The organism is Deltaproteobacteria bacterium (assembly GCA_016874755.1).
GTDB lineage: Bacteria > Desulfobacterota > Binatia > UBA9968 > UBA9968 > DP-20.
In genome coordinates this window covers 1-22214 of record VGTH01000068.1, presented here as the reverse complement: position 1 = coordinate 22214, position 22214 = coordinate 1, and the positions used below count along the sequence as shown (strand labels likewise).

At 55.9% G+C, this 22214-nt stretch carries 21 protein-coding genes and 3 pseudogenes; 14 read left to right on the top strand and 10 right to left on the bottom strand.

What is annotated here, in order from left to right; genetic code table 11:
• Nucleotides 1-118: 118 nt before the first annotated feature.
• Complete coding sequence (locus FJ145_25210) at nt 119-349, bottom strand: hypothetical protein (protein ID MBM4264708.1); 231 nt, start codon at nt 347-349, stop codon at nt 119-121.
• 188 nt (nt 350-537) lie between these two features.
• Here FJ145_25210 and FJ145_25205 point away from each other — a divergent pair, with 188 nt between their 5' ends.
• The 6 genes and pseudogenes from FJ145_25205 (at nt 538) to FJ145_25180 (ending at nt 5172) form a co-directional block, all read left to right on the top strand.
• The gene (locus FJ145_25205; protein MBM4264707.1) at nt 538-780 is read left to right on the top strand and encodes a hypothetical protein; all 243 of its coding nucleotides are present in this window, start codon (nt 538-540) and stop codon (nt 778-780) included.
• 159 nt (nt 781-939) lie between these two features.
• Nucleotides 940-2208: an aminotransferase class I/II-fold pyridoxal phosphate-dependent enzyme gene (locus FJ145_25200; GenBank protein MBM4264706.1), complete on the top strand. Its 1269-nt coding sequence runs from the start codon at nt 940-942 to the stop codon at nt 2206-2208.
• A gap of 52 nt (nt 2209-2260) precedes the next feature.
• Nucleotides 2261-2962 (top strand): hypothetical protein, encoded by a 702-nt coding sequence (locus FJ145_25195; GenBank protein ID MBM4264705.1) that lies wholly within the window; start codon nt 2261-2263, stop codon nt 2960-2962.
• On the top strand, nt 2962-3192 hold the full coding sequence (locus FJ145_25190; GenBank protein ID MBM4264704.1) for a type II toxin-antitoxin system prevent-host-death family antitoxin: 231 nt from the start codon (nt 2962-2964) through the stop codon (nt 3190-3192). The genes FJ145_25195 and FJ145_25190 overlap by 1 nt, the downstream gene beginning before the upstream one ends.
• Nucleotides 3189-3607 (top strand): annotated as a pseudogene (locus FJ145_25185) (type II toxin-antitoxin system VapC family toxin). Before FJ145_25190 ends, FJ145_25185 begins: the two are co-directional and overlap by 4 nt.
• Nucleotides 3608-3783: 176 nt before the next feature.
• Nucleotides 3784-5172, top strand: a complete 1389-nt coding sequence (locus FJ145_25180; GenBank protein ID MBM4264703.1) for a hypothetical protein — start codon at nt 3784-3786, stop codon at nt 5170-5172.
• A gap of 14 nt (nt 5173-5186) precedes the next feature.
• Here the strand turns inward: FJ145_25180 and FJ145_25175 are convergent, their stop codons facing one another.
• Genes FJ145_25175 through FJ145_25165 form a run of 3 tightly spaced genes read right to left on the bottom strand, consistent with a single transcriptional unit; the run spans nt 5187 to nt 8281 of the window.
• Nucleotides 5187-5705 (bottom strand): MarR family transcriptional regulator, encoded by a 519-nt coding sequence (locus FJ145_25175; GenBank protein MBM4264702.1) that lies wholly within the window; start codon nt 5703-5705, stop codon nt 5187-5189.
• Between the two features lie 15 nt (nt 5706-5720).
• Nucleotides 5721-6791, bottom strand: a complete 1071-nt coding sequence (locus FJ145_25170) for an extracellular solute-binding protein (GenBank protein ID MBM4264701.1) — start codon at nt 6789-6791, stop codon at nt 5721-5723.
• Entirely contained in the window at nt 6791-8281 is a 1491-nt protein-coding gene (locus tag FJ145_25165; GenBank protein MBM4264700.1) for an amidohydrolase, read from the bottom strand. The genes FJ145_25170 and FJ145_25165 overlap by 1 nt, the downstream gene beginning before the upstream one ends.
• A gap of 138 nt (nt 8282-8419) precedes the next feature.
• On the opposite strand from FJ145_25165, the gene FJ145_25160 reads away from it, so the two are divergent.
• Together FJ145_25160 and FJ145_25155 are read left to right on the top strand one after the other, a co-directional pair.
• Nucleotides 8420-9256 carry an alpha/beta hydrolase gene (locus FJ145_25160; protein ID MBM4264699.1) on the top strand — a complete coding sequence of 279 codons (837 nt, stop codon included), beginning with the start codon at nt 8420-8422 and terminating at the stop codon, nt 9254-9256.
• Between the two features lie 63 nt (nt 9257-9319).
• On the top strand, nt 9320-10216 hold the full coding sequence (locus tag FJ145_25155; protein ID MBM4264698.1) for a hypothetical protein: 897 nt from the start codon (nt 9320-9322) through the stop codon (nt 10214-10216).
• A gap of 241 nt (nt 10217-10457) precedes the next feature.
• On the opposite strand, the gene FJ145_25150 is transcribed toward FJ145_25155, so the two are convergent.
• The gene (locus FJ145_25150; protein ID MBM4264697.1) at nt 10458-11345 is read right to left on the bottom strand and encodes a hypothetical protein; all 888 of its coding nucleotides are present in this window, start codon (nt 11343-11345) and stop codon (nt 10458-10460) included.
• Between the two features lie 335 nt (nt 11346-11680).
• On the opposite strand from FJ145_25150, the gene FJ145_25145 reads away from it, so the two are divergent.
• Nucleotides 11681-12739 (top strand): hypothetical protein, encoded by a 1059-nt coding sequence (locus tag FJ145_25145; protein ID MBM4264696.1) that lies wholly within the window; start codon nt 11681-11683, stop codon nt 12737-12739.
• A gap of 427 nt (nt 12740-13166) precedes the next feature.
• Here FJ145_25145 and FJ145_25140 read toward each other — a convergent pair.
• A pseudogene (locus tag FJ145_25140) lies at nt 13167-13783 on the bottom strand (pyridoxamine 5'-phosphate oxidase).
• A gap of 28 nt (nt 13784-13811) precedes the next feature.
• Nucleotides 13812-14233: pseudogene (locus tag FJ145_25135) on the bottom strand (hypothetical protein).
• A gap of 130 nt (nt 14234-14363) precedes the next feature.
• On the opposite strand from FJ145_25135, the gene FJ145_25130 reads away from it, so the two are divergent.
• Nucleotides 14364-15263, top strand: a complete 900-nt coding sequence (locus FJ145_25130) for a LysR family transcriptional regulator (protein ID MBM4264695.1) — start codon at nt 14364-14366, stop codon at nt 15261-15263.
• A gap of 213 nt (nt 15264-15476) precedes the next feature.
• Here FJ145_25130 and FJ145_25125 read toward each other — a convergent pair whose 3' ends face one another.
• A complete protein-coding gene (locus tag FJ145_25125; protein MBM4264694.1) occupies nt 15477-16004 on the bottom strand; it encodes a chromate transporter in 528 nt (175 codons plus the stop codon).
• Nucleotides 16004-16618, bottom strand: a complete 615-nt coding sequence (locus FJ145_25120) for a chromate transporter (protein ID MBM4264693.1) — start codon at nt 16616-16618, stop codon at nt 16004-16006. Before FJ145_25120 ends, FJ145_25125 begins: the two co-directional genes overlap by 1 nt.
• A 32-nt stretch (nt 16619-16650) precedes the next feature.
• Here FJ145_25120 and FJ145_25115 point away from each other — a divergent pair, with 32 nt between their 5' ends.
• The 3 genes from FJ145_25115 (at nt 16651) to FJ145_25105 (ending at nt 18906) form a co-directional block, all read left to right on the top strand.
• Complete coding sequence (locus FJ145_25115; GenBank protein ID MBM4264692.1) at nt 16651-17736, top strand: ABC transporter substrate-binding protein; 1086 nt, start codon at nt 16651-16653, stop codon at nt 17734-17736.
• On the top strand, nt 17697-18197 hold the full coding sequence (locus FJ145_25110) for a hypothetical protein (GenBank protein ID MBM4264691.1): 501 nt from the start codon (nt 17697-17699) through the stop codon (nt 18195-18197). The genes FJ145_25115 and FJ145_25110 overlap by 40 nt, the downstream gene beginning before the upstream one ends.
• A 184-nt stretch (nt 18198-18381) precedes the next feature.
• Nucleotides 18382-18906 carry a hypothetical protein gene (locus FJ145_25105; protein ID MBM4264690.1) on the top strand — a complete coding sequence of 175 codons (525 nt, stop codon included), beginning with the start codon at nt 18382-18384 and terminating at the stop codon, nt 18904-18906.
• Nucleotides 18907-19295: 389 nt separating this feature from the next.
• On the opposite strand, the gene FJ145_25100 is transcribed toward FJ145_25105, so the two are convergent.
• A complete protein-coding gene (locus FJ145_25100) occupies nt 19296-20939 on the bottom strand; it encodes an amidohydrolase (protein ID MBM4264689.1) in 1644 nt (547 codons plus the stop codon).
• 94 nt (nt 20940-21033) lie between these two features.
• Here FJ145_25100 and FJ145_25095 point away from each other — a divergent pair, with 94 nt between their 5' ends.
• On the top strand, nt 21034-21885 hold the full coding sequence (locus FJ145_25095; GenBank protein MBM4264688.1) for a hypothetical protein: 852 nt from the start codon (nt 21034-21036) through the stop codon (nt 21883-21885).
• The last annotated feature ends 329 nt before the right edge of the window (nt 21886-22214 follow it).

The following is a 22214-nucleotide window of genomic DNA, read 5'->3' as shown; positions in this document are numbered from 1 at the left end:
CCTCAGTGTGCTTTTCTCTCATCGGCGTATCCTTTCCTGCCTGCGCCAACAGGCAGCCTTTCGTTTTTAGATTCGCGAAAGGGTACGCCTACCTATTTCCTATTTCCACACGCTTTGATCATAGCTCACGAAAGTTTGGCATGGCCTTATACGCGTTCAGGAACACTTCTTGCGCGATATCCGCAGCCTCCTGCCGAAACCCGCCGAGCAAGAAGAAACAACGCCGCGTTACCTTATGCTGATATGCCGTAGCTAAAGCCTCTAGCGCTCCACTGTAATCACCGGTACGTATTGCCTCCATCACGAGCCCATCAGCATCCTCGTCACACCACTTTTCAGAACTCGCCACATTAATAGTTCCCCAAGGACTCGAAGTGTGTCACCGGACAATCGGGGGATAACACAGAAATACCTGATTTTGAGGGAAAATTCGTGCGAAAAAAAATGTTTGAACACAACGTGGCACGATTTTGAATCCGGGAAACTTATTGACCGAAAACAGTCAGATAAAGCACCAAACAAAAAGGAGGGAATCACATGAAACAATTACTGTCGTTGATTTGCGCAGGGTTGCTGGCTGGAGCAATCACTTCAACACCCGCGTTGGCGGACCTCGATAGAGCGCGAGAGGACGCCGCGTACGCGGAGGCAAGAGCACGTGAGGCGGAAGCGAAAGCTCGTGAGGTCGAAGCCAGGGCTCGCGAAGCTGAAGCGAGATCTCGTGAAGATTCGGCCAAACAACCCAAGGACGTGAAAGAACCAAAAGCGCCGAAGAAGTAAGCGTAGAATGCAACTATGCGTGGGTCAGTCGACATTCCGTGGTCCCAAAAAGATTGTTTGGGTTATATTGGGCCTACGCGGCAAAAAGAGAGTTTCCTACAGACGTATGTGAACCCATTACCGAATTGGGGCGAGTAGGTAATACAAAACGAGGATATCTTGGACACAAACAAATACGCCATTGCTCGCTCTTCAGAGCGGCCACACGGTTACCCGGCAGGAACTTCGTGGGATGAAATTGTTGCGTATCTGAGTCCGCGGGGCCATTTTCTTTGGTTTCGAGAAATTGAGAAGGATTTGCCCAAACGCTTTGTGCGCGTAAGGGGATGCGGTGACATGCTAATGCTCGGTGGCTACTCATACCTTGGACTCAATGGTCATCCTGAAATCCGTGCCGCATGCAACGAAGCTCTCGATCGCTATGGGACAGGTAGTCATGGCTCCCGATGGTTGGCGGGTCACACAACTCTTCACGCAGAGCTCGAGGAACTCATAGCGGATACCCACGGTACGCAGGACGCGATCGTGTATACCAGCGGCTACGTCGCCAATGTATCGACTCTCTCCGCATTGTTGAGCCGCAAAGACACAGTGTTTTCCGACAAGATGAATCATGCTTCGCTGAGCGACGGATGTTGGTACTCCGGCGCCAAATTTAAAAGGTTTCGCCACAACGATCCCGAGGACCTGAGGCAGGCACTAAGTGAAAAAGGGCCCTCCGGAAGAAGGATGGTGTTCATTGACGGCGTCTTTAGTATGAGTGGCGATGTTTGCAGCGCGCCTGAGTTTGTCAAAGTTTGCGAGCAATATGATGCAGCCCTATTCGTCGACGAGTGTCATTCTCACTTCGTCTTGGGACAATCAGGAGGCGGAATCAAAGAATTCTTTGGGTTAAGAACAACGGATGTAGACGTTGAGATGGGCACCTTGAGCAAGGTCATACCGTCAGCCGGTGGTTACATTGCTGGGTCTATGGATATGGTGACGTTTCTCCGCAGAGCGTCGAGAGGATTCATTTACAGCGGCGCCACGCCTGCGGTTATGATCGCCGCAGCTATCGCTGCCCTACACGTCTTTCGCCGCGAACGAGAGGTTCTAATTAGCAACCTTTCAGAGAATATCAAGTTTTTCCGTGATGCACTTGCAGAAAATGGTATGAAGCTTGTCGGAGGTGGAGAAACGCCGATCGTTCCAATATTGGTCGGTCCTGCAGTTGCCGCGGCGCGCGCCGCGACCTACTGCCAAAAGGGAAACATCTTCATTCACCCTGTTTTCCCACCCGTTGTGGAGTCCGGCAGGTCTATTATGAGGGCTAGTGTTATGGCGACCCATAGGACAGCCGATTTGCAATATGCCGCCGATGTTATTGCCGAATCTATCCTACGGGCGATGGAGGATACCTCAGAAGAGGAAGCCGCCTTAATGTAGTCTCCTTCGGCGTTTTTTTAGGAACAGTTCATCAGATTAGGAGGTCAGAATCATGAAAAAAATTACCTTTATAGCGACAGCCGCTTTAGCGACCAGCATAACGGCGTACCGTCCACCTTCATACGGCGACGATGCAAAGCCCTACACGTTAAGAAAAAGAGCATGCGACGATAAGATCGAGTTGAGTTCAACAAGAAATATGCTGGCAGACGACGTAAGGAAGACCCCCAGCATTGCTGAAGATCTTGCAGAAAGGATCTCACCTTGGGAGCGGTTAGCGGTTAACAATTTGAAGCTGTCGTTGAGTTACTCGTTTACCAACAAGGCGGGAGTCTCCGACGTAGCCGACGGGCAGCCGACCCCGCGACCTACTATCACAGGAACTAATGCCTTTCAGTTATCATTTGGCTATTCAGATAAGCCAATCGCCAAACAAATTCGCGCGATTATCAGCGGCGACTTGGATGGACGCGAAGAATGTATGCGAGAGGGGACACTATGGGAAGACTTGTTTTTCAATGCCTTAAAGTTTAACGCAAACATTGCTGAAGAAAGAACTCTGAAAAAGACCGCTAATCTGATTAGTCGAAGTTTGACGACACGACCAACGTATCAAGTTGGTATCAAATACGAGCTGCCGCTAGATCAGATTTGGGGACATTTCCGGTTTCTCGGACGACACCGCAAAGATGGCGGCTTATATGTTAACGAAAGTTTACCGGCCAAAAAGCTAGAACAGGGAAACGAGAAATAATGGGAAGACGCATTGAACTAAACGAAGCAAAGCGCCAGTTGGAGTCTCTTTTTGAGGTAGCCCTGAAGGGTGAAGAGGTGCTGATTGCGCAAAACGACCAACCGGTGCTGAAACTGATCCCGATCTGCAAAGTCGCACGAGAGCGCAAGGCGGGGAGTGCAAAGGGACTCATCAAGCTAGCAAGTGATTTTGACGCGCCAATCGAAGATTTTCGCACCTATACGGAATGAAACTCCTGATCGACACCCACACGTTTCTCTGGTTCATCGACGATAACCCGGGGCACTTAGTCTCCGTGGAAAATCTCTTCTAGAGGACGACAACGAACTCTTCTTAAGTGTCGCGAGTTTGTGGGAGATTGCTATCAAGTTAAGTCTGGGGAAACTCTCCATTCAAATGCCCGTCGAATCTTTGATGACCGATCAGCTCGAGCTTAATGACATTGAACTCTTACCGATTTCGGCCGGGCACCTCATTCAGTTATCAACCCTGCCATTCCATCATAGAAACCCATTCGATCGCCTGATTATTTCACAAGCGATCGTCGACCGCGTGCCAATCGTAAGCGTCGATCCCGAATTTGACAAGTATCCGATCGAGCGACTCTGGTGCCAACGTCCGTTTCGGCTCGCTCTTAGCCCGTAAATCGCAACCCTGGCTTAGGCCTGCGCTGTTGCACCAATAACTGATATGCGCAACTAACCCCAATAAGTGCAATAGTTAGTTGCGCATAGGCGTTGAATATTGCGCATATATGCATTAAATTGCGCATATAGAAGCGCTAAAGGTGCCATGAATCCTTGGGTCTTCTGAAATCCTCTATGGCTAAACAAATGCCAGAAGATCAGTTACAGGCGGTTGAAAATGCCGTCGGTCGCTATCCCAATGGGGCCACGTTCCAAGAGATCGCCGAGCTTCTAGCGCGCTCGTTGCCGCGTCGCACTTTGCAGTACCGTCTCAAACACTTGGTGAACGCCAACCGCTTGGTTGCTGAGGGGCAAGGCCGGTGGACGAAGTACCGGCTGGCTGCAAAGATGATTGGACAGCGCCTCGCACGGGAGCCTGAAGAACTCTCCTTACCTCTATCGAAAGCCGCTGTCGCAACCCGCGAATATCTCCGGCAGCCGACGCAATCCCGAAAACCCGTGGGCTACAACCGGGAGTTCTTGGATAGCTATCGACCTAACGTCACCGCCTATCTCACGTCGGCTGAGCGTGCGCATTTAAAGACTGTGGGCACACCCAACATAGCTGCGCAACCCGCCGGCACCTATGCCAGGCAAATCCTCGATCGTCTTCTCATCGATTTGTCCTGGAATTCGAGCCGGCTGGAGGGAAACACGTATTCTCTGCTGGACACACGGCGTCTGATTGAGTTTGGGCAGGAACCCGAAGGCGGCAAGCGTCTCGAAGCGCAGATGATCCTGAACCATAAAGATGCCATCGCGTTTCTGGTCGACGCGGCCGACGACATCGGTTTCAATCGCTATACGATTCTCAATCTCCATGCGCTGCTCGCGAACAATTTGCTCACGAGTCAAGCCGCGACCGGTAGGTTGAGACGGATCGCTGTTGGTATTGAAAGCTCGACGTTCTATCCGCTCGAAGTACCCCAATTAATCGAGGAATGTTTCGATCAAATACTGGCCACGGCCACGGCCATTGAAGACCCGTTCGAGCAGGCCTTATTCGTCATGGTGCACTTCCCTTACTTGCAGCCCTTCGACGACGTGAACAAGCGAGTGTCACGTCTTGCGGCGAACATCTCATTCATCAAGAGAAATCTATCTCCGCTGTCCTTTGCCGAAGTCCCGCGTCATCTTTATACCGATGCGGTGCTCGGCGTTTACGAGTTGAACAGGATCGAACTGCTAAAGGAAGTGTTCATCTGGGCCTACGAACGTTCGTCAGCGCGATACGCTGCGGTTCGACAATCATTGGGGGAGCCCGACCCTTTCCGACTAAAACATCACACGGCTCTGCGCCAAGCGGTCAGCGAGATTATACGCGGGTGCATGGGCAGAAGGGCCGCAGCCGCTCAGTTAGCTGCTTGGGTGCAGGCAAACGTTGCGCCTGACGAGCGCGAGCGATTCAGAGAAATGGCCGAAAGTGAATTACTCGGCCTGCACGAAGGCAACTATGCGCGCTACGAGATAAGGCCGGCCGAGTTTGCGGCGTGGCAGGCTGTCTGGGCCACTGGCGCGACCTGAGCCCAGGTTTCCTGCTAGACTCGCGTTGCTTTCTCCGAATCTGCCGACCGCGGCTCGTTCAATTTGCGCAGAAGCGTTGAGAGTTCTTTTTGCTGGGGGCCTTCGAGGCGCTGGAAGATTTCCGCGATGCTTTTCTCGAAGATCGGGATCGTGCTCTTGTAGAGCTTGGCGCCCTTCTCGGTCATGATGACGTGGACCACGCGGCGGTCTTTGTCGTCGCGCTTGCGCTGGACTAACTTTTTTTCTTCGAGGCGGTCGACAATGCCGGTCAGGTTGCTAACCGTAACCATCATCTTGGCGCCGATCTCACCGAAGGGCAGTCCGCCGGCGTAGCCGATGGTCGCCAGCACGTAGAACTGCGGCGGCGTTAGACCGAGCTTTTCAAGATCGGTTTCGAGCTTCTTGTGCGACTGCAGGTTAAAACGTAGGAATCGTATCCACAGGCTCGTTGTGTACGTAGAAAAAAACGGGCGTTTGTTATTTGCCGACACGTTTTTCAATCTATGCGCAGCTCTGGGTAAATGCAAATATATAGTATGGAGCGCCGTTCACCGCGCTTCGCGCATGATCAACTTGTTGTAGAGCTGGACCAATTCGTTGGTGCGCTCGCCCCATTTCTCTTGTGAAACGACCTGCAGCTTTCGCGTGCCAGGGTCGACTTGGTACTTGACGTCCTTGCGGCTCACCCAACGACCCTGGTTGGCCATGATCTCTTGGGCTTTCTTCGAGAGCATGAAATCGACGAACAACGCCGCTGCGTGTGGGTGCGGTGGGCGAGCGGCGACCCAAAACGCCTGGGGAATCATCACCGGCACGAAGGGCTCGGGAAATAAATAATCGATGGGCGCGCCTTTCTTCTTGAGATCGTAGGCCAGGTGATTGGAGCCATCGACCATCACGGGAAATTCGCCGGCGGCGACCAGTTGGCCGACGAGCGTCGTGCCGCGGCGAAAGCTCGGCTCCTGTTTGCCTAAACTTTCAGCCATGCGCTTGCCTTCGCTCTCGCCATAGTAGTCCAACATGGCCGCAAGCAAATCGTAGGACTCATTGTCCATGACCAGTTTGCCCTTCCACTTGGGCTCGAGCAGGTTGGCAAGCGACTTGGGATAATCTTTGGCGGCGACCAGATTCTTGTTGACGATAAACATAAACGCGCGGGTAAACGTCGCATTGAAGTAACCTTCCTGATCGACGAAGCCGGGACGCAGGAACTCTCGCAGCGGCGTGCGGTAGCGCATCACTATGCCGGCCTTGCGCGTCGGCGCGAGAAAGGTCGCGCGGTAGCCGGTGGCATCATATAGATAAGCGCCGGCGCGATATTCCGCCGTGATGCGGTTTAACGTCCGCGGTCCACCCGCGGTGACAAAGTTCACTTTCAAATAAGGATAGTCGCTTTCAAACGCCCGCATGATTTCCAGGGAGTCCTCGCGGTTCATCGTCGAGTACCAGATGACTTCGCGTTCTTTCTTGGCGCCGTCTTCGAGTCGGCGCTGCCGGTCGGTCATCGGCAGGCGATTGATCTCCTCGATCATATCTTCCGGCGTCTTCTGCGCCTGGACGAGCGACGCCGTAAAGCTAAACAAAACTAGAATGAGTATTGTCGCGAGTCGCATAAACATCACGCCGACACCGCCTGCGCCCGATTTTGCGGTGCGCCTTGCTGCAACTTTGCTACAGCCCCCTCGCAGACCGTGCCCTTGAAGAAGTTCGGATTCATGCCCGCGTACAACATCGCCGCGTTGGTAAACGTGTAGTCGCGAAAATCCTCTTGCGTGATCAAGCCATCTTCGACCAACTCGTGCGCCTCCTCGACCACTTCGTTCATATCGGTGACATCCCAGTGGCCGATGTCCGAGCTCATCATCGCTTTGAACTTCACCCCCATCGGATTGACTTTGGAGTTGAACGCCCAGGCGACCATCGGATCGTCGGCTTCGCAGCCGTAATAGAAATTCGGAATAAACAAGTCGCGCAAATCTTCCAGCTTCTCGGCGCGGCAAGCCGACCAGTCATCTAAATTCATCGGGCGACGCTGCGGCTGGGTGATCCACTTTACGATCTCGTCGGCTTTGCCTTTCATTTTGTCGTTGCCATGGTCATTAATTAGTCTGTGCATCAGCGCGCCGTCGAGACTTTGCGGGTCGAGGCTATGAATCGCTTTGGCGTTGCGCTTCTTCCAATGACCGACGATGTCGGAGAACACCCCGCAGGCCCAGTGCACGCCGCCTTCGAGAAAGGCGAAATTTAGATTTGGAAAACGACGCGTCACGCCGCCGAAGAACAACGCCTTGCACAACGCCTCGCCGGCGGCGCCGAAGTGACCGATGTGGTTGAACATGTAATTCGACACCGAGCGCCGGCTGCCCCAACCTTGACCTGTCGCGTGGGTCGTCACTGCCACTTCCAGCTCGACACATTTGGCCCAGAATGGGTCGTAGTCGTACTCGCTGTCGAGAGCGAGCAGATCGATGTAAGGCATTTGATGCGCGACTTCAGGGTGCTCCTGCAACATTTTCGGCACCGGCCGCTGCACGTGCGAAATCACCGCGGCTTTGAAGCCCTGTTTTTCCACGGCGTATTCCAATTCTTCGATGCCTTCCTGCGGCGTATGCACCGGAATCACCGCCACCGGCGTCATGCGGTCGGCATAGGGTCCGTAAATATCCATGTGAAAGGTGTTCAGCGCGCGGCAGGCAGCACGGCGCACTTCTTCCTCTTCGATGCGCGGCGGCTCAGTCAAGCCGAAGGTTGGATAGAGCACCGCGAAGTCCATGCCCAGCTCGTCCATGCGTTGATAAAGCAAACTCGGCAGCGACGCCGTCGCGCGATCGAGCGTGTTCTTCGCCGGCCGCGCCCACCAGGGCGGGCAGGTCGCTCGCGAGTAGCGGCGCTCCTCGTCGGTCAGCTCGGCCCAGCGGTTATTCGCCCGGCCGCCGACCGCTTTCTTATAGCGCTCGATCATGCCGGCGCCGCCGACATCTTTGATGTAGTCGAAGAATACCGGCGTCAACTCGACGGTGTGGCCGTCGGTGTCGATGATCGGGTGATTCAGCTTGGCGCGGACCTGGGCGGATTTGGAACCGTTCGATGACATGGTAGGTACCTCCATGCTCGATATATTACGTGGGTTTCATTCGTGTCAATTCCGATTGCCCGCGACAACTTGTTGGTGTTAGGGATATCGGAAAGGCCTCGCGCAAAGGCGTAAAGGACGCAAAGAGAATTTGTTTCGGAGAAACCCACGCACATGAAAACAAACAACACCCTCGACATCCGCCTTGACATCGCCTACGGCGGCGGGCCGGCGGGCAAGCACTGCCTCGATCTTTATTTGCCGGCCGGTGGCGGACCGCACCCCGCGCTCATTTGTCTGCACGGCGGCGCTTGGCTGCGCGGCTCGCAAAAGCAATACAAGAGCTGGGGGCCTTTCCTCGCCGAGCGCGGCTATGGCGTAGTTGCGGTGGACTATCGTTTATCGAGCCAGGTGAGTCCGGCGTGGCCCGGCGTGTGGGAGGATGTTTGCCGCGCGTTGGATTGGCTGATCGCGAATTCCTCATCTTTGAATGTCGACACCAAGCGCCTCGGCACCATCGGCGACTCGGCCGGCGGCCACATGGCGGCGATGTTGTCGCTCCACGAAGCGACCGCGCAATATATGCGCGCCATGGTCGGCGTCTACGGCATTTACGATCTGCCCGATTGGTGGCGCGTCACCCAGCCGCCCAAGCGCACCGACGACCCGGTCAAAAAGCTCATGGGTAAGTCTTACACCGAGGCGAAAGATGATTACGAAAACTTCTCGCCGGTGCATCGTGTCCAGCGCGTAAAAGCAAAGCCGCAGGCACGCTACATGATCATTCACGGCAACGAAGATGCCATCGTGCATCACAATCAGTCGGAACGGCTCATCGCCGCCCTGCGCGAGAAAAGCGCTGACGTTGAAGACATGTTGATTCCCGGCGCGGGTCATCATTGGTTCACGTTGGCGGATGACAATCCGGCGCGCAAGCGCGTCGACGAGGAGCCCAATGTCACCTTGGCGCCGGTGCTGCTGCGGTTTCTGGAACGGAGCCTGAGCAAATAACGAGGCGCGGATCGGATTTTCTCGCGCAAAGGCGCAAAGGATGCAAAGTTCGGAGAGAAAGATATGACTAACGAGGCGACTGTCGTGCGATTGAAAACACTATTGGGCGACTATCCGAATACCAAGGCGCTCAAGAGCGGCGCAATCAAATCATCAACCGTCACGTTCGACTTTGCCGACGTGAAGGTGCCCAATACGGCGTTCAAAGACGTCGTGCGTCATTTGAAATACGACGTCGCCGAGCTGGCGATTGTCACCTATCTGCAGGCCAAGGCCCATGGCAAGCCGCTGGTGCTCTTGCCGGCGGTGATGGTCGGCGCTCTGCCCCACCCGTTCCTTGTATACAACGCCGAACGTGGCGCACTGTCGCCAGCCGATCTTAACGGCAAACGCCTCGGCATTCGCGCTTATTCTGTTACCACCGCAGCATGGGTGCGCGGCGTGTTGCAGAACGATCACGGCGTCGACTTGGATAGTATCAAGTGGGTGACCTTTGAGGATCCGCACGTTGCGGAATATTCCGATCCGCCGACGGCGCAGCGCGCCGCGGCCGGAAAACAGATGGCGCAAATGCTGCTCGACGGCGAGCTCGATGCCGCCGTGGTCGGCGGCGGCGATCTCAAAGAACCACGCTTCAGGCCAGTGATCCCAAATCCCGACGCGGCGGCGCGCGCCTGGTGCCAGAAACATGGCGCGGTGCCGGTCAACCATATGGTCGTCGTCAAAGAATCGCTGGCGCAATCGAACCCTGACGCAGTCAGAGAAGTGTTCCGGCTCTTGCGTGAGAGCAAAAGCGCGTCCGGCGCAACCGGCGAGCTTGATCCGCTCCAGTTTGGCTTGCCGAGCCTGCGACGCAGCTTGGAGATCATAATCGACTATTCAGCGCAGCAGCGTTTGATCCCCCGCAAGTTTGCCGTTGGTGAATTGTTTAACGATTTCACGCGAACACTCGGCAGTTGATCGTGCGCGCGGCGCACCCTAGCCCGGACTATTCATGCGACGAGGAAAACCCCACAACAATGTGTCGATCGAGGTGGAACTCTGGAGAAGCGAAGGCACCAGCGCAAATCGTTCGGTCTGATTCGCCGAAGCTTGGTGCCATCTGCGGCCATTTTACTGCGATTCGCAGAGCTGGACGTGGAATCATAAACACCGAAATTTAACAGACACTACACTAGCGCGCTCTTGTACGACCAAACCTTTAGGGCCGCGTGACTCGGAAGATGCGATGCTTGCCGTCGATCTTCTTGTGATAGTAGAGAGAGTTGCCATCACTGCTCACGGTCGGGGCTTCGACGAATCCAGAGATGGCGGTGATCACTTTCGGCTCTTCGAAGGGAAGGTCGCGGCTCCTGCGCGTCGCACGCAAAACAGCGAGCTTGCGCCAGAACAGCGCGCCCGTCATGCGGGTGAAAAACAGCTCAAGCTCGTCGGTTGATATCGCCGGCGCATACTCCAAAGCCGAGCTATTGATCTTAGCCATGATCTCCGCTGAGTTGGCGAGGCGCTCGAAGCGATCGCCAACCCGCCGCGCGACGAAGATGTCGGCGCTCTTCGGTATCGGACCGCCGCTGAACGTACCGTCGACGGCGTAGAGATATCGTCCATCGGCGCTAATCTCGGCGTCAAAATTGACTTGGCCTAGCTGCTTGCGCGATAGCCCTTCGACCAGCTGTACATCGGTGACTCGGCCCTCGGCGAACTTGCCGCGATAGATGGTCGACAAGGATTCGCGGTAACTGCGCAGCGAGACAAAGTACACCAGGCCATCGCCATCCATCGATGGCACACCTTCGAGCACGTTCGTGTTCGCTCCCTCAATCCTGCCGCGGTAGCGAAAATGCACCGGCGTGATGCGCTCAGCCCAGTGCAGGTCAGTATTTTCCTTGGGATCGTTGCGGTTGTTGAAAAGTAAGATGCGCCCATCACGCGTGAGAAATGGCTCCATCGCATGATCGTCATACCCCTCGATGTGAACGGGTTCCGGGTGGCCAAAATCGGCGGCCCCAGCGGGCGCGGCGAGGGACAGCAGCGCAAGAAACACGATCAAGCTTTCACCCAGCCGTGACATATTCAATAGCTTTGCCAAACTGGCGCATATTTTTCCAAGTTGTCATGCAAACTTTTCCCAAAGAGACTGTGTCGCAATGGCGAAATCGGCCGCCTTGTCATCCTGAGCGCAAGCGAAGGCTGCTTTTTCGCCAGTTGCGTGAAGCAGATTCTTCGGCTTCGCCTCCGAAGGACACTTTCAGCACAGTCTCACTAGGCAAAAGCGCGTCACAGGTAGTTAGACGCGACTCGCGATTATCTGGATGACGAATCCAACGAGTTGATTTCCAGTTTTTCCCAACGGACGTAGTAATTCCATATTTTCAGGCGTTTGAGGTCTTTCGCACGACCAAGCAAAAGCGCTATGATCCGCGCGTGAAACAATCCTTAAGCACACGATGGCTGGTTGTGGCGGCGGCAATCGCCTGGGCGATGGCCGCGCGGACCGAAGCGGCATTCGGCGCTGCTCAAGCGCGACCCTACTATGAGGGCAAGACCATCCAACTTATCGTCGCTTTCGCGCCCGGCGGCGTCACCGACAACTCGGCGCGCTTAGTCGGACGCTACCTCGGCAAGCACATTCCCGGCAATCCGAACCTGATCGTGCAAAATATGCCGGGGGGCGGCGGCCTGGTTTCGGCGAACTATATTTACGGCATTGCCAAGCGCGATGGGCTCACCATCGGCAGCTTGGGACGCGCCAACTATCTCGAGCAAATGGTCGGCCGGCCCGAGGTGCGCTTCGATTTTCGCCGCTTCGATTGGGTCGGCAGCTTCAACAACGCGCCGATGATGCTCGCCTGCCGCAGCGATTCCGGCCTGACCAGCGTAGAGAAAATTCGCAGCGCGCCCAAACCCCCGCGCATGGCCCAGGGCGGCAGTGGCAGCATCAGTTTCGTTTTCTCGAGCTTGGTCGAAGAAGCGTTGGGTGTAAAGTTTCACAACGTCATGGGCTACAAATCGGGCCGCGAGATCGATCTCGCGGTTGAGCGCGGCGAGGCCGATTGCCGGGCCAGCTCCGACATCACAATTCTCCGCTCACCGTGGCCCGAGTGGCTCGACAAGCGCTTCATGAGCTTCGCCGTGCAGCAGGGGCCCAAGAAGAGCCGCGTTCTGCCGCAGGATGTGCCGACAGTCTTCGACTTGGCTCCAGCGTCAGCCAGGTCCGCGCTTAACCTGATGGATGTCATGCTGGCCTATACCGAATTCGACCGTCCCTTCGCTGCGCCGCCGGGAACGCCGCCCGAGCTGCTACGCGCGCTGCGCGATGGCTTTGAAAGAATGCTCGCCGATCCGGCGTTCGCCGCCGATGCAAAAAAACTCGTCGATTGGGACGGTAGCTTCTTAACCGGCGAACATTTGCAGAAACGCATCGCCAAAGCGGTGACTCAGTCGCCAGATGTGGTCAAGCGCATCAAAGAAATCTTGCAGTGAACGGCTCTCACCCCGGATCAAGTCCGGGGCAGGTTCTCACCCTCTCCCAGAGAACCTGTGGAATCACGGCGCCAGCTGAATCAACGGCGTCGTCTGCGCCTTGCGCGCGTAGTGAATCTTCGCTTGCGCTCAGGATGACAAACCCGGGAATCTTGCGCACTACGCTGAGCACGCTCATCGTGCGCGTCGCCAGATCCTCTGCCGGACTCAAGCCGAGGAAGAATTTCAAAAAAACCAAACCAGAAAAAAACGATGCCGGTGCTTACGCGCAGCAGCGTGATGCCGTAGCGTGCCATGAATGCGGTGAGAGTCTCGCAATCCAATCGAAGCGGGCCCTCAGCTGATTCATCGAAGAATCCCCTGCGACAATGTCAATCAAGCATATTCGGCGATCGATACGAATAGCATCGGGGTTGAGCATCAATTTTTAGACTTTCCTCAACGGGTCTTCAGCGAGCCTGGCTTTCAATCGCCGATTCTCTTCGACGAGCGGTGCCACCATCTGCTTAACTTCCGCCTCAGTAAATCGCCGCGTGATGTGTTGCGGACAATTCCAATCGAAGGCTTCTATCGTCAGAACGATGGCGCGTTCGACGCGGGCATCATACGCTGAGTCATGCAGGCGAGCGACTAGCTCGGGATCTTCTTTTTGGTTTATGATTCGCGCTCGCGCCCAAAGCTTTAGCCGAGTCTGGTTCGGGTAGTCCATTATGAACAGCGCAACCCGATCGTTGACACTCAGATTGCCAACGCTGATGTACTGCTTGTTGCCTCTGAAGTCGGCGAAGGCGAGAGTCTTGTCATCGAGCACTTTGAGAAAGCCTTTCGGGCCGCCGCGATGCTGCACATAGGGCCACCCCGTCTCGCTTACCCTCGCCATGTAGACGCTGTTCCGCTCGGCGATAAACTCGGTCTCTCGTTCGGTTAGACGGTCGCCGCGGTCTCCGTCTAGCTCAAATTTTTGATAGGCCTTGCGACTGCCATGCCACTTTGCAATGTTTTTACCGATTCCGTGAATGCGATCTCGGAAAATGCGCGTGCCATAAATTGGTTTCTCCCGATAAGTTTTTATCTAAGAGCGCTCCCCAATCTTGCGCTGCAGAAACTTCCGCATGAGTTGGGCAATCTCGCTTCCGTGGGTTTCCAGTGCGAAGTGGCCGGTATCGAAGTAATGCGCTTCGGCGTCGGGCAAATCTCTCTGATATGATGCGGCGCCGGCGGCGACAAAAATCGCGGCATTCGTACCCCAGAGAACCAATGTCGGTGGTTTGTGTTCGCGGAAATAGGCCTGCCACCGTGGATACAGGGGAATGTTAGCCCGTCGGCCAGTTGCGGCATCAGATCGCGATACATGTGCGACGATGTTGGGAAGCCGTGCAGCAAGACCAGCGTAGGGCGGTCCTTTGGTCCCGCTTCGCGATAGAAAATCTCGACGCCGGCGACGCTGGCCGTGCGATAGTAGACTCGCTGGGAGGTGCAGTTGATCGTTTCCATGACTTTTCTCCTTTTTCGACTGGTTTTGGTTTCGAGAATTGCGTTGCGAACCAGTGCACTATGCAATATTGCTCTGGAGTGAAGAATAACTGTTGCGCGCAATTCATTGTTGCGCACGGTGGAATAATCCATGGACCAACTGCATCTGATGAGCGTGTTCGTTGCTGTGGCGGAAGCTGAGAGCTTTGCTGCGGCAGCGCGACGTCTGGGGATGTCGCCCGCGGCGATCACGCGAGCGGTCGCCGCGCTGGAAAAACGTCTCGCGGTAAAACTGTTCGATCGCACGACACGCTATGTGCGCGCTACCGAAGCGGGGCAGCGTTATCTCGAGGATGCCCGGCGCATCATCGCCGAGGTCAACGATGCCGATGAAGCAGTAAAAGGTATCAACGCGGCGCCGCGCGGCCATCTGGCGGTGACGGCACCGGTGCTCTTTGGCAAGATCTTTATCCTGCCCGGCATCGTCGAATACTTACAACGCTATCCGGATATGGAAGTTTCCGCGTTGTTTGTTGACCGGGTAGTAAATCTACTCGAAGAAGGGTTGGACGTCGGCGTCCGCATTGGCAAGTTACCGGACTCGAGCATGAAAGCAGTCCGCGTTGGCGCGGTGCGGCGAGTTCTGTGTGCGTCGCCCGCCTACCTCAAGAAGCACGGCGCACTGAAGACGCCAGCGGAATTGCCGAAACACAGCATCATCGCAGCCATTGGGGTGAGTCCCACCAGCGAATGGAAATTTCGTCAGGACGCTAAATCGATTTCAGTGCGCGTGAAGCCGAGATTCAGCACCAACAGCAACGATGCTGCCATCGAGGCGGCGCGTGGAGGATTTGGCATCACCCGGTTACTCTCCTATCAAATCGCGCCGCACGTGACGTCGGGACGATTAAAGATTATCCTCGCCGAGTTTGAGCCCGCACCGATGCCGATCCACGTACTCCACCGCGAAGGACGCTACGCCTCAGCGAAAATTCGAGCCTTTGTCGATCTAATTGCCAGTCGGTTAAGAAAGGATCCGGCGTTGAAATGATTTGTCCAAGCTTGTGTGGATCTAGACAGTACTGCTTTTGTTGTATCAGACGTTTGTCCCAAGATTTCGTTTTGTGTCAGCGTTGCAACCAGCATCTGCTCACTCCCACTGAACGTGCAGTCGCCCCTCGCGCAGTTGTTCACCCGTTACGGCGAGATTCGCTCTTTTGTCGACCGTCTAGATGTCCAGAGCCAATCAACGACGCTCGGTGGTTCAGACCACTCCCAACATCCCCGCTAGCGCGCCAACGGCGAGCAGCCACAGCGGATTCCACGAAGTGCGTAAAACAGCTGCGATCGTCAGCAACGCCAGCAGATAGCTGCGCCAGTTGTGGCTGACAGCGCGAATCAAGATCGTCGAGCTGGCAAGCATGAGGCCAATGGTAATTGGCGTCAGGCCGCGTTTGATGACGTTAACGATCGTGGCGTTGGGATGGGACTGATTCATGCGCCCGAGCATGAGTGCGAAAGTCATCGTCGGCAGCAACACCGCAAGGGTCATCAATGTCGCGCCGGTCCAGCCCGCCAGCTGCCAACCCATGAGCGTCGCGTACATGAAGTTGGGACCGGGTGCTGCCTGCGCCAAGGTGTAAAGCTCGACGAACTGCACATTGGTCAAGAGCTGATTCGCCTGCACCAAATAGCGGTGAAACTCCGGCAGAATCGTCGACGGCCCGCCGACAGAGATGCACCACAGCGCCAATGAATGGAGAAACAGCGCAACCAGATCGCCGCGGGCCATCAGAGTCGCTCTTTCCACGCCGCCAAGAACGCTAAGGGTGCAAGCGTCCCGATGACCCAGATGAGCGGCCAGCGCAAAACCCCGACGGCGACGAAAGCAAGCGCGGCAATCAGCAGCGGCTGCCAACGGCGCGGCAAGACTTTTACAACCCGAGCAAATGTCGCAAACAGCAGCGCCGCGGCGACGATCGACATGCCGGCCAGCGCGCGCTGCACCATCGGCTGAGCGCCGTAGTGTTGATAGAGCGCGCCCATGCCGATGACGACTAAAAACGGCAACCCGACAAACCCAACAACAGCCGTCAATGCGCCCGCCCAGCCGCCAAAGCGGTAGCCGACCAAGACCGTAAGATTCAACCCGGGCGGCCCGGGCAAGAGTTGGCCGAGGGAAAGATATTCGACAAACTCGCGATCGGTCAGCCAACGCTCCTTCTCGACGAGCTGGCGACGCGCCCAGAACATGGCGCCGCCAAAACCTGACGTGGTGATGCGCAGAAAAGTAAGAAACAGTTGATAGGGACTGAGCCGCGCTACGTGCACTTCCGTCTGGTTCATGGGTCGCAGTTTTACCTTCGACAACACGCTGGACAAGCAAAGTCCTGCGGGTGTAAACATCGCATAATTTGACAACGGTTTAGCACAAACCGATGGAGGGCGCGATCATGAGCTCGAAACATTTTTCCACCAGTCGACGCAGTTTTCTAAAGCAATCGGCCGGCATCAGCCTGGCTTCGCTCGCCGGCGTGGCGCTGCCACGCATGGTCTACTCCGCGTCGCGAGACCGCATCACGATTCTCACCAGCGTCAGCCTCGACACGCTCCACCCCTACGCCTATACCTCGGCGCCGCAGTACAGCCTGTGGATGCACATGATCCAACCGCTGGTCGACATCGACTATTCGAAGAAGCAATACGTCGGTGTGCTCGCCGAGTCGTGGGAGTTCCAAGGTAATAAGTGGACTTTCAAGCTGCGCAAGAACGTGCGCTTTCATGACGGCAGTCCGTTCACCGCCAAAGACGTCATCCACTCGATCAACCGCGTCAAGAACGACAAGCAGAGCATGCAGGGGCCAGCGTTCTCGGATTTGGTCGAGATGCAATCGCCCGACGATCACACCGTGGTGTTCACGACTAAGCAGCCCAACGCGGTTTTTCTCGACCGGCTGGATAATCGATTCATGATCAGCAAGGCTGCGGCGGACAAGCATGGCGAACAGGCGGATCAGAATCCGCTCGGCACTGGTCCCTACAAGTTCGTCAGCTGGCAGCGCGACGGCAATCTGGTTTTATCGCGCAATGATGACTACTGGGGGCCGAAGGCGGCGATCAAAGAAATCGTCATCAAGCGTGTGAAAGAAGACGCCGCCAGGGTCGCCGGCGTGATGGCGGGGCAGGGCGATGTGATGAACAACGTGCCGGTCGAAGAGCTATCGCGCTTCGACAAACATCCGCGCCTGCGCGCCGAAAAAGTCGAGGGGCAGCGCATGTATTTTCTTGCCATGAACGTCACGCACAAACCGTTCGACAGCAAGCTGGTGCGCCAGGCGATCAACTATGCAGTCGATCCTAACGCGATCATCAAACATATCTACGAGGGCAACGGCTATCTCATGAATGGCCCGACGGGCACCAACGTGATCGGCTTCGATCCTAAGATCAACGCTACCCGCTCGATCCGAAGAAAGCCAAAGAGCTGCTCACACAGGCAGGTTTTCCCAACGGCCTCGAAGTGAAACTCCATTTCTCACCCGATCGCTATCCGAAGGCACGCGAGGTCTGCCAGGTCATCGCCGATCAATTAGCGAAAGCAGGCATCAAGACTGAACTTGTCTCGCAAGAGTTCGCGGTTTTCTGGGGCAAAGAGGGCGTGAACGGTGGCAAGCTCGGTTTTTACTATGCCGGCCGGCCGGCCATCGACGCCGACACGGTTTACGAGCAATATTTCCGCACCGGCGGCAGCCAGCGCATTCAATATTCCAATCCGGAGTTCGACAAGATCATCGACGAAGAGCAAAAAACCGGCGACTCGAAAAAGCGGCTCGCGTTGCTCCATCAGGCGGGACGCATTTTAATGGAAGACGTGCCCTTTGTGCCGCTCTATACGCTGGCGGAAATCTATGGTGTGGCCCGCAATATCATCTGGAAGGCGCGGCCCGACGAGAAGGTGCTGAGCTTCGAGATGAAAATTCGTTGACACCACGGTCGGGGCCACAGCGTCAGACTCCCAACACCTAAGGAGGGCCAACCTCGGCTTTGACCGCACATTTTTGATCAAGCATGGCCAAAACGGCTAAGAAATAACGGGATTTTTGCCGTTATTTCTGGCATAGTGATTGCTGTTGTCCTCTCCGGTGACGTATCAACCATTGGTTACACCTATGTCGAGCCACGCCAAACCGCGCTACTCGAACGCTCTGCGCTGCATCGGCCAGAGCTTGGAGTCGCTCGATCTCAAAGCCGTGGAACTAAAAACTGTTGGCGAATCTTTCGTCGTGCAAGGGCGGAGCAAAGCGCCGCAAGCGCTGCTTGAAATCGACAAGCATTATACACCCGACGACATCAAGGCTCTCGAAAGCCAAGGCCGCGGCAAACGCGACTCCAACGCCGGGCCGGCTAATCTTTTGAGTCTGTCACAAGTACTGCGCTTGGCTGGCAACTACGTCGATCGCGCCGGCGGCCGGTTGCTGCGCGTGTCGTGGCAAGATCAATCGGAAAAAATACAGTCGGTGACCATTCAGTACGAAGCGTGCGTGTCCGAGCACAGCGAAGATTCCCAGATCACCACCGTTGAAGAGCTAAGCATCCACATCTACAAACAGCGCAAACGCATGGCCTTAGGTTCCGAGAAGACTGGCACGCGCTCTCTCACCAGCACCGCCCTCGGCCACGAGAGCCGCAACTAGAGCAAGTTCATGGTGCGCACCGCGCACCCTACGCACGCCGACGGGCGCGATGAATCGCGCCCCTTCATCCGGATCCCTTTTTTTTGCGTTCTTTGCGCTCTTTGCGGTTAAATCCTTCAGGTTCCGAATCTGGGCGTGCAGCGCCCTTTATGCTCCCTTTTACCATTATAGTTGAGAGTTCGCGCAGCTTGCGCAACCCTTATCGCGGCCAAAAATTCTAATCTCACCACGAAGCGCACGAAGGACACGAAGTTCGGAGAAAACTTTTTGATTCTCTTCTCTTTACCTTCGTGATCTTCGTGTCCTTCGTGGTGAAAATTTCCTCCCCCAGTTTTGCGCCTTTTGCGCTTTTTGCGGTTAAATTTCTTATCCGATTCGGTTGCGGCAACTCACGCCTGATACTTCACTTCACCGCCGACAATCGTCATATCGACTTTGAGTTCGCGAATTTTTTCCGGCGCCACCATAAACGGATCGTCGGCAAGCACCGCGATGTCGGCCAGCTTGCCGACCTCCAACGTGCCCTTGTCGTTTTCCTCGAAACCCACCCACGACGCCGTCGTCGTGTGCATGGCGAACGCCTCGGCGACGGTGATCTTCTCTTCGGGAATCCACACTTCGCCCCAGCGCATTTGGCGCGACGCGGCGCAGGAAATATCGCGCAGCGGATCGACGGGCCAGTAGCCCGGCGAATCGGAGCCGCCGGCGAGGATCACGCCGTTGCGCAGCAAGGTGTGAAACGGGAAGGCTTTCGTCAGTCGCTTCTCGCCAACGCAATCGAGAATCGCATCGCCGATATAATAGGCGAACGCGATGTTGGGAATCGCGACGATCTGCGACTTCACCATCCGCTGCATGAGCTTGGGCGTCGCCAGCCAGTTGCCCATGTGCTCGATCCGGTGGCGATGGTCTTTGCGCGGTGAGTGTTCGATGGCGTTCTCATAAGCGTCGAGCGCCATGTCAAAAGCTTTGTCGCCGATGGCATGCACGCAGCAGCGCAGCCCGGCGTCATGGCACACCTGCACGGTGTGGTTCAGCTCATCTTGCTGAATCCGAATGATGCCATGGTTGTGCTCGTCGCTCTCGTAGGGCTCGTGAAAGCAGGCGTTACGCCCGGTGATGCCGCCGTCGATGCTCATCTTGACGCCGCCGACGCGCAGCCACTCATTGCCAAAGCCGGTTATGATGCCCAGATCGGTCAACGCTTTCGATTCGATCATCGACTCGATGACACGCGGCAAAATGCTGACCCGCGCGTGCATGCGCCCTTCTTTGTAAAGCTCTTGATAGGCGCGCACCGGCTCGGCGTAGCGCACGATATCGTGCACGGTGGTGACGCCGCGTTCCAGACATTGGTTCAAGGCGAACACGATGCCGTCTTTCAATTGCAAGTAATTAAACTCGGGCGCCACTTTGCGCAGAATCAACTGCGCCCGCTCGTGCAGCTCGCCGGTGGGTTCGCCGGTTTGCGGATCTTTGTGAATGTGACCGCCGGCCGGATCGGGCGTGTCTTTGGTGATCTTCGCCGCGGCGAGAGCCATCGAATTGCCGATCGTCACATGGGCGCCGAACGAGATCGAAACTGGATTATCCGGCACGACGCTGTCGAGATCGCGTTTGTTAGGAAAACGGTGATCTTTGATGCGAAAATCCTGCATCGGGCTGCCGTGCGCGACGATCCACGCGCCTTTTTCCGAACTCGCCGCTGCATTAGCCAGGCGCTGCAAGATATCCGCAATCGTGTGAACTTCCACGTAGAAATCGCGGCAGTCGACCAACTCCATTTCCGCCGTGCCTTTTTCCGAAAGATGCACGTGCGTGTCGGTGAGTCCGGGAATAACCGTGCGGCCCTTCAGATCGATCTGCTGCGTATCCGGCCCGGCAAAGCGGCGAATCTCCTCGGAGTTGCCCGTCGCCACGATGCGTGAACCCGAGCAAGCCAAAGCTTCGCAAGTCGTGGTCGGGTTCACAAAGGTGCGAATCTTACCGCTGTAAAGAATCAGATCGGGATAGGGCAGCGGCCGGGTTTTCATGTCGGAAAATCCTCCTTGCTCGTTCTACACTCTTAGGCTATAGGTCGCTTTGTTATCTGAAGTCAACAATCTAAAATTGAAAGAAGATCGCGGCATGCAACAGCAGAAGTTGACCTGGCCCAACAACTCACGCGTCGCCTTCGTCCTGGGCATCGCCTTCGAGGCGTGGGATCGAACCAAACCAAGCACCGGACGGCCGCTGCAAGGTGGATCGATTCCCGCCAACGCCGTCTGCCGGCGCGATTATTCCACTGAAACCTACCGAGAGTTTGGCGCGAAGGTTGGGCTGCGGCGCTTGCTCGATATCTGCGATCGCTATGACGTAAAAGTGAGCATGCCGATCAACGGTCTCACCTGCGAGTACTACCCGGAGCTGGTGAAATACGCCCACAGCCGCGGCCACGAGATGGTCGCCCACGGTTGGGATCAGGGCACGCGCTTGTACATGCTCACGCGCGAGCAGGAGCGCGACAACATGCAGCGCACCCTCGCCAAGATCAAAGAAACCACGGGCGAAGCGCCGACGGGTTGGTCGTCGCCCGGTGTGCGCTCCACTGACAACACGTTAGAATTGAACCTTGAAGCCGGCTTGCTCTACAACTGCGACTTTCACGACGACGAGATGCCCTACCCGATCAAGATTGGCGACAAGACGCTCATCATGGTGCCGCACCAATACACCATCAACGATCATCGAATCGAAGAAGAAGGCACGCGCCACGATTTTTTCGAGAAGTTCAAAGACGAGTTCGACTACCGCTACAAAATCGGCGATCAAAATCCGAGCATGATGAACGTCATCACCCACGCCTACCTGAGCTCGCGCATTCCATTGATCGATACTTTCGAAGAAGTGATCAAATACGCCAAGAGCCACAAAGAAGTCTGGTTCGCCCGCCGCGGCGACATCGCCGCCTCGGCGCGGAAGCACTACGAAGCGCAGTGATCAATGCGTCCAGTCCTCGACTTTGAGCGCCTGGATTTGCTCGAAGTCACTAATATTGCGTGAAAGCAGAGTTGCGTCACGCGACAATGCGATGGTAGCAATCTTAAGGTCCATCGAACCCAGTCGGCGATGTGCGGGCCTTAGTCGCGCCAACACTTCAGCGGCCGATTCATCGAAATCAAGAACCGGAATCTCAACGAAGGAGCTATGATCAAAGCGTGTGGAAATAGGAAATAGGTAGGCGTACCCTTTCGCGAATCTAAAAACGAAAGGCTGCCTGTTGGCGCAGGCAGGAAAGGATACGCCGATGAGAGAAAAGCACACTGAGG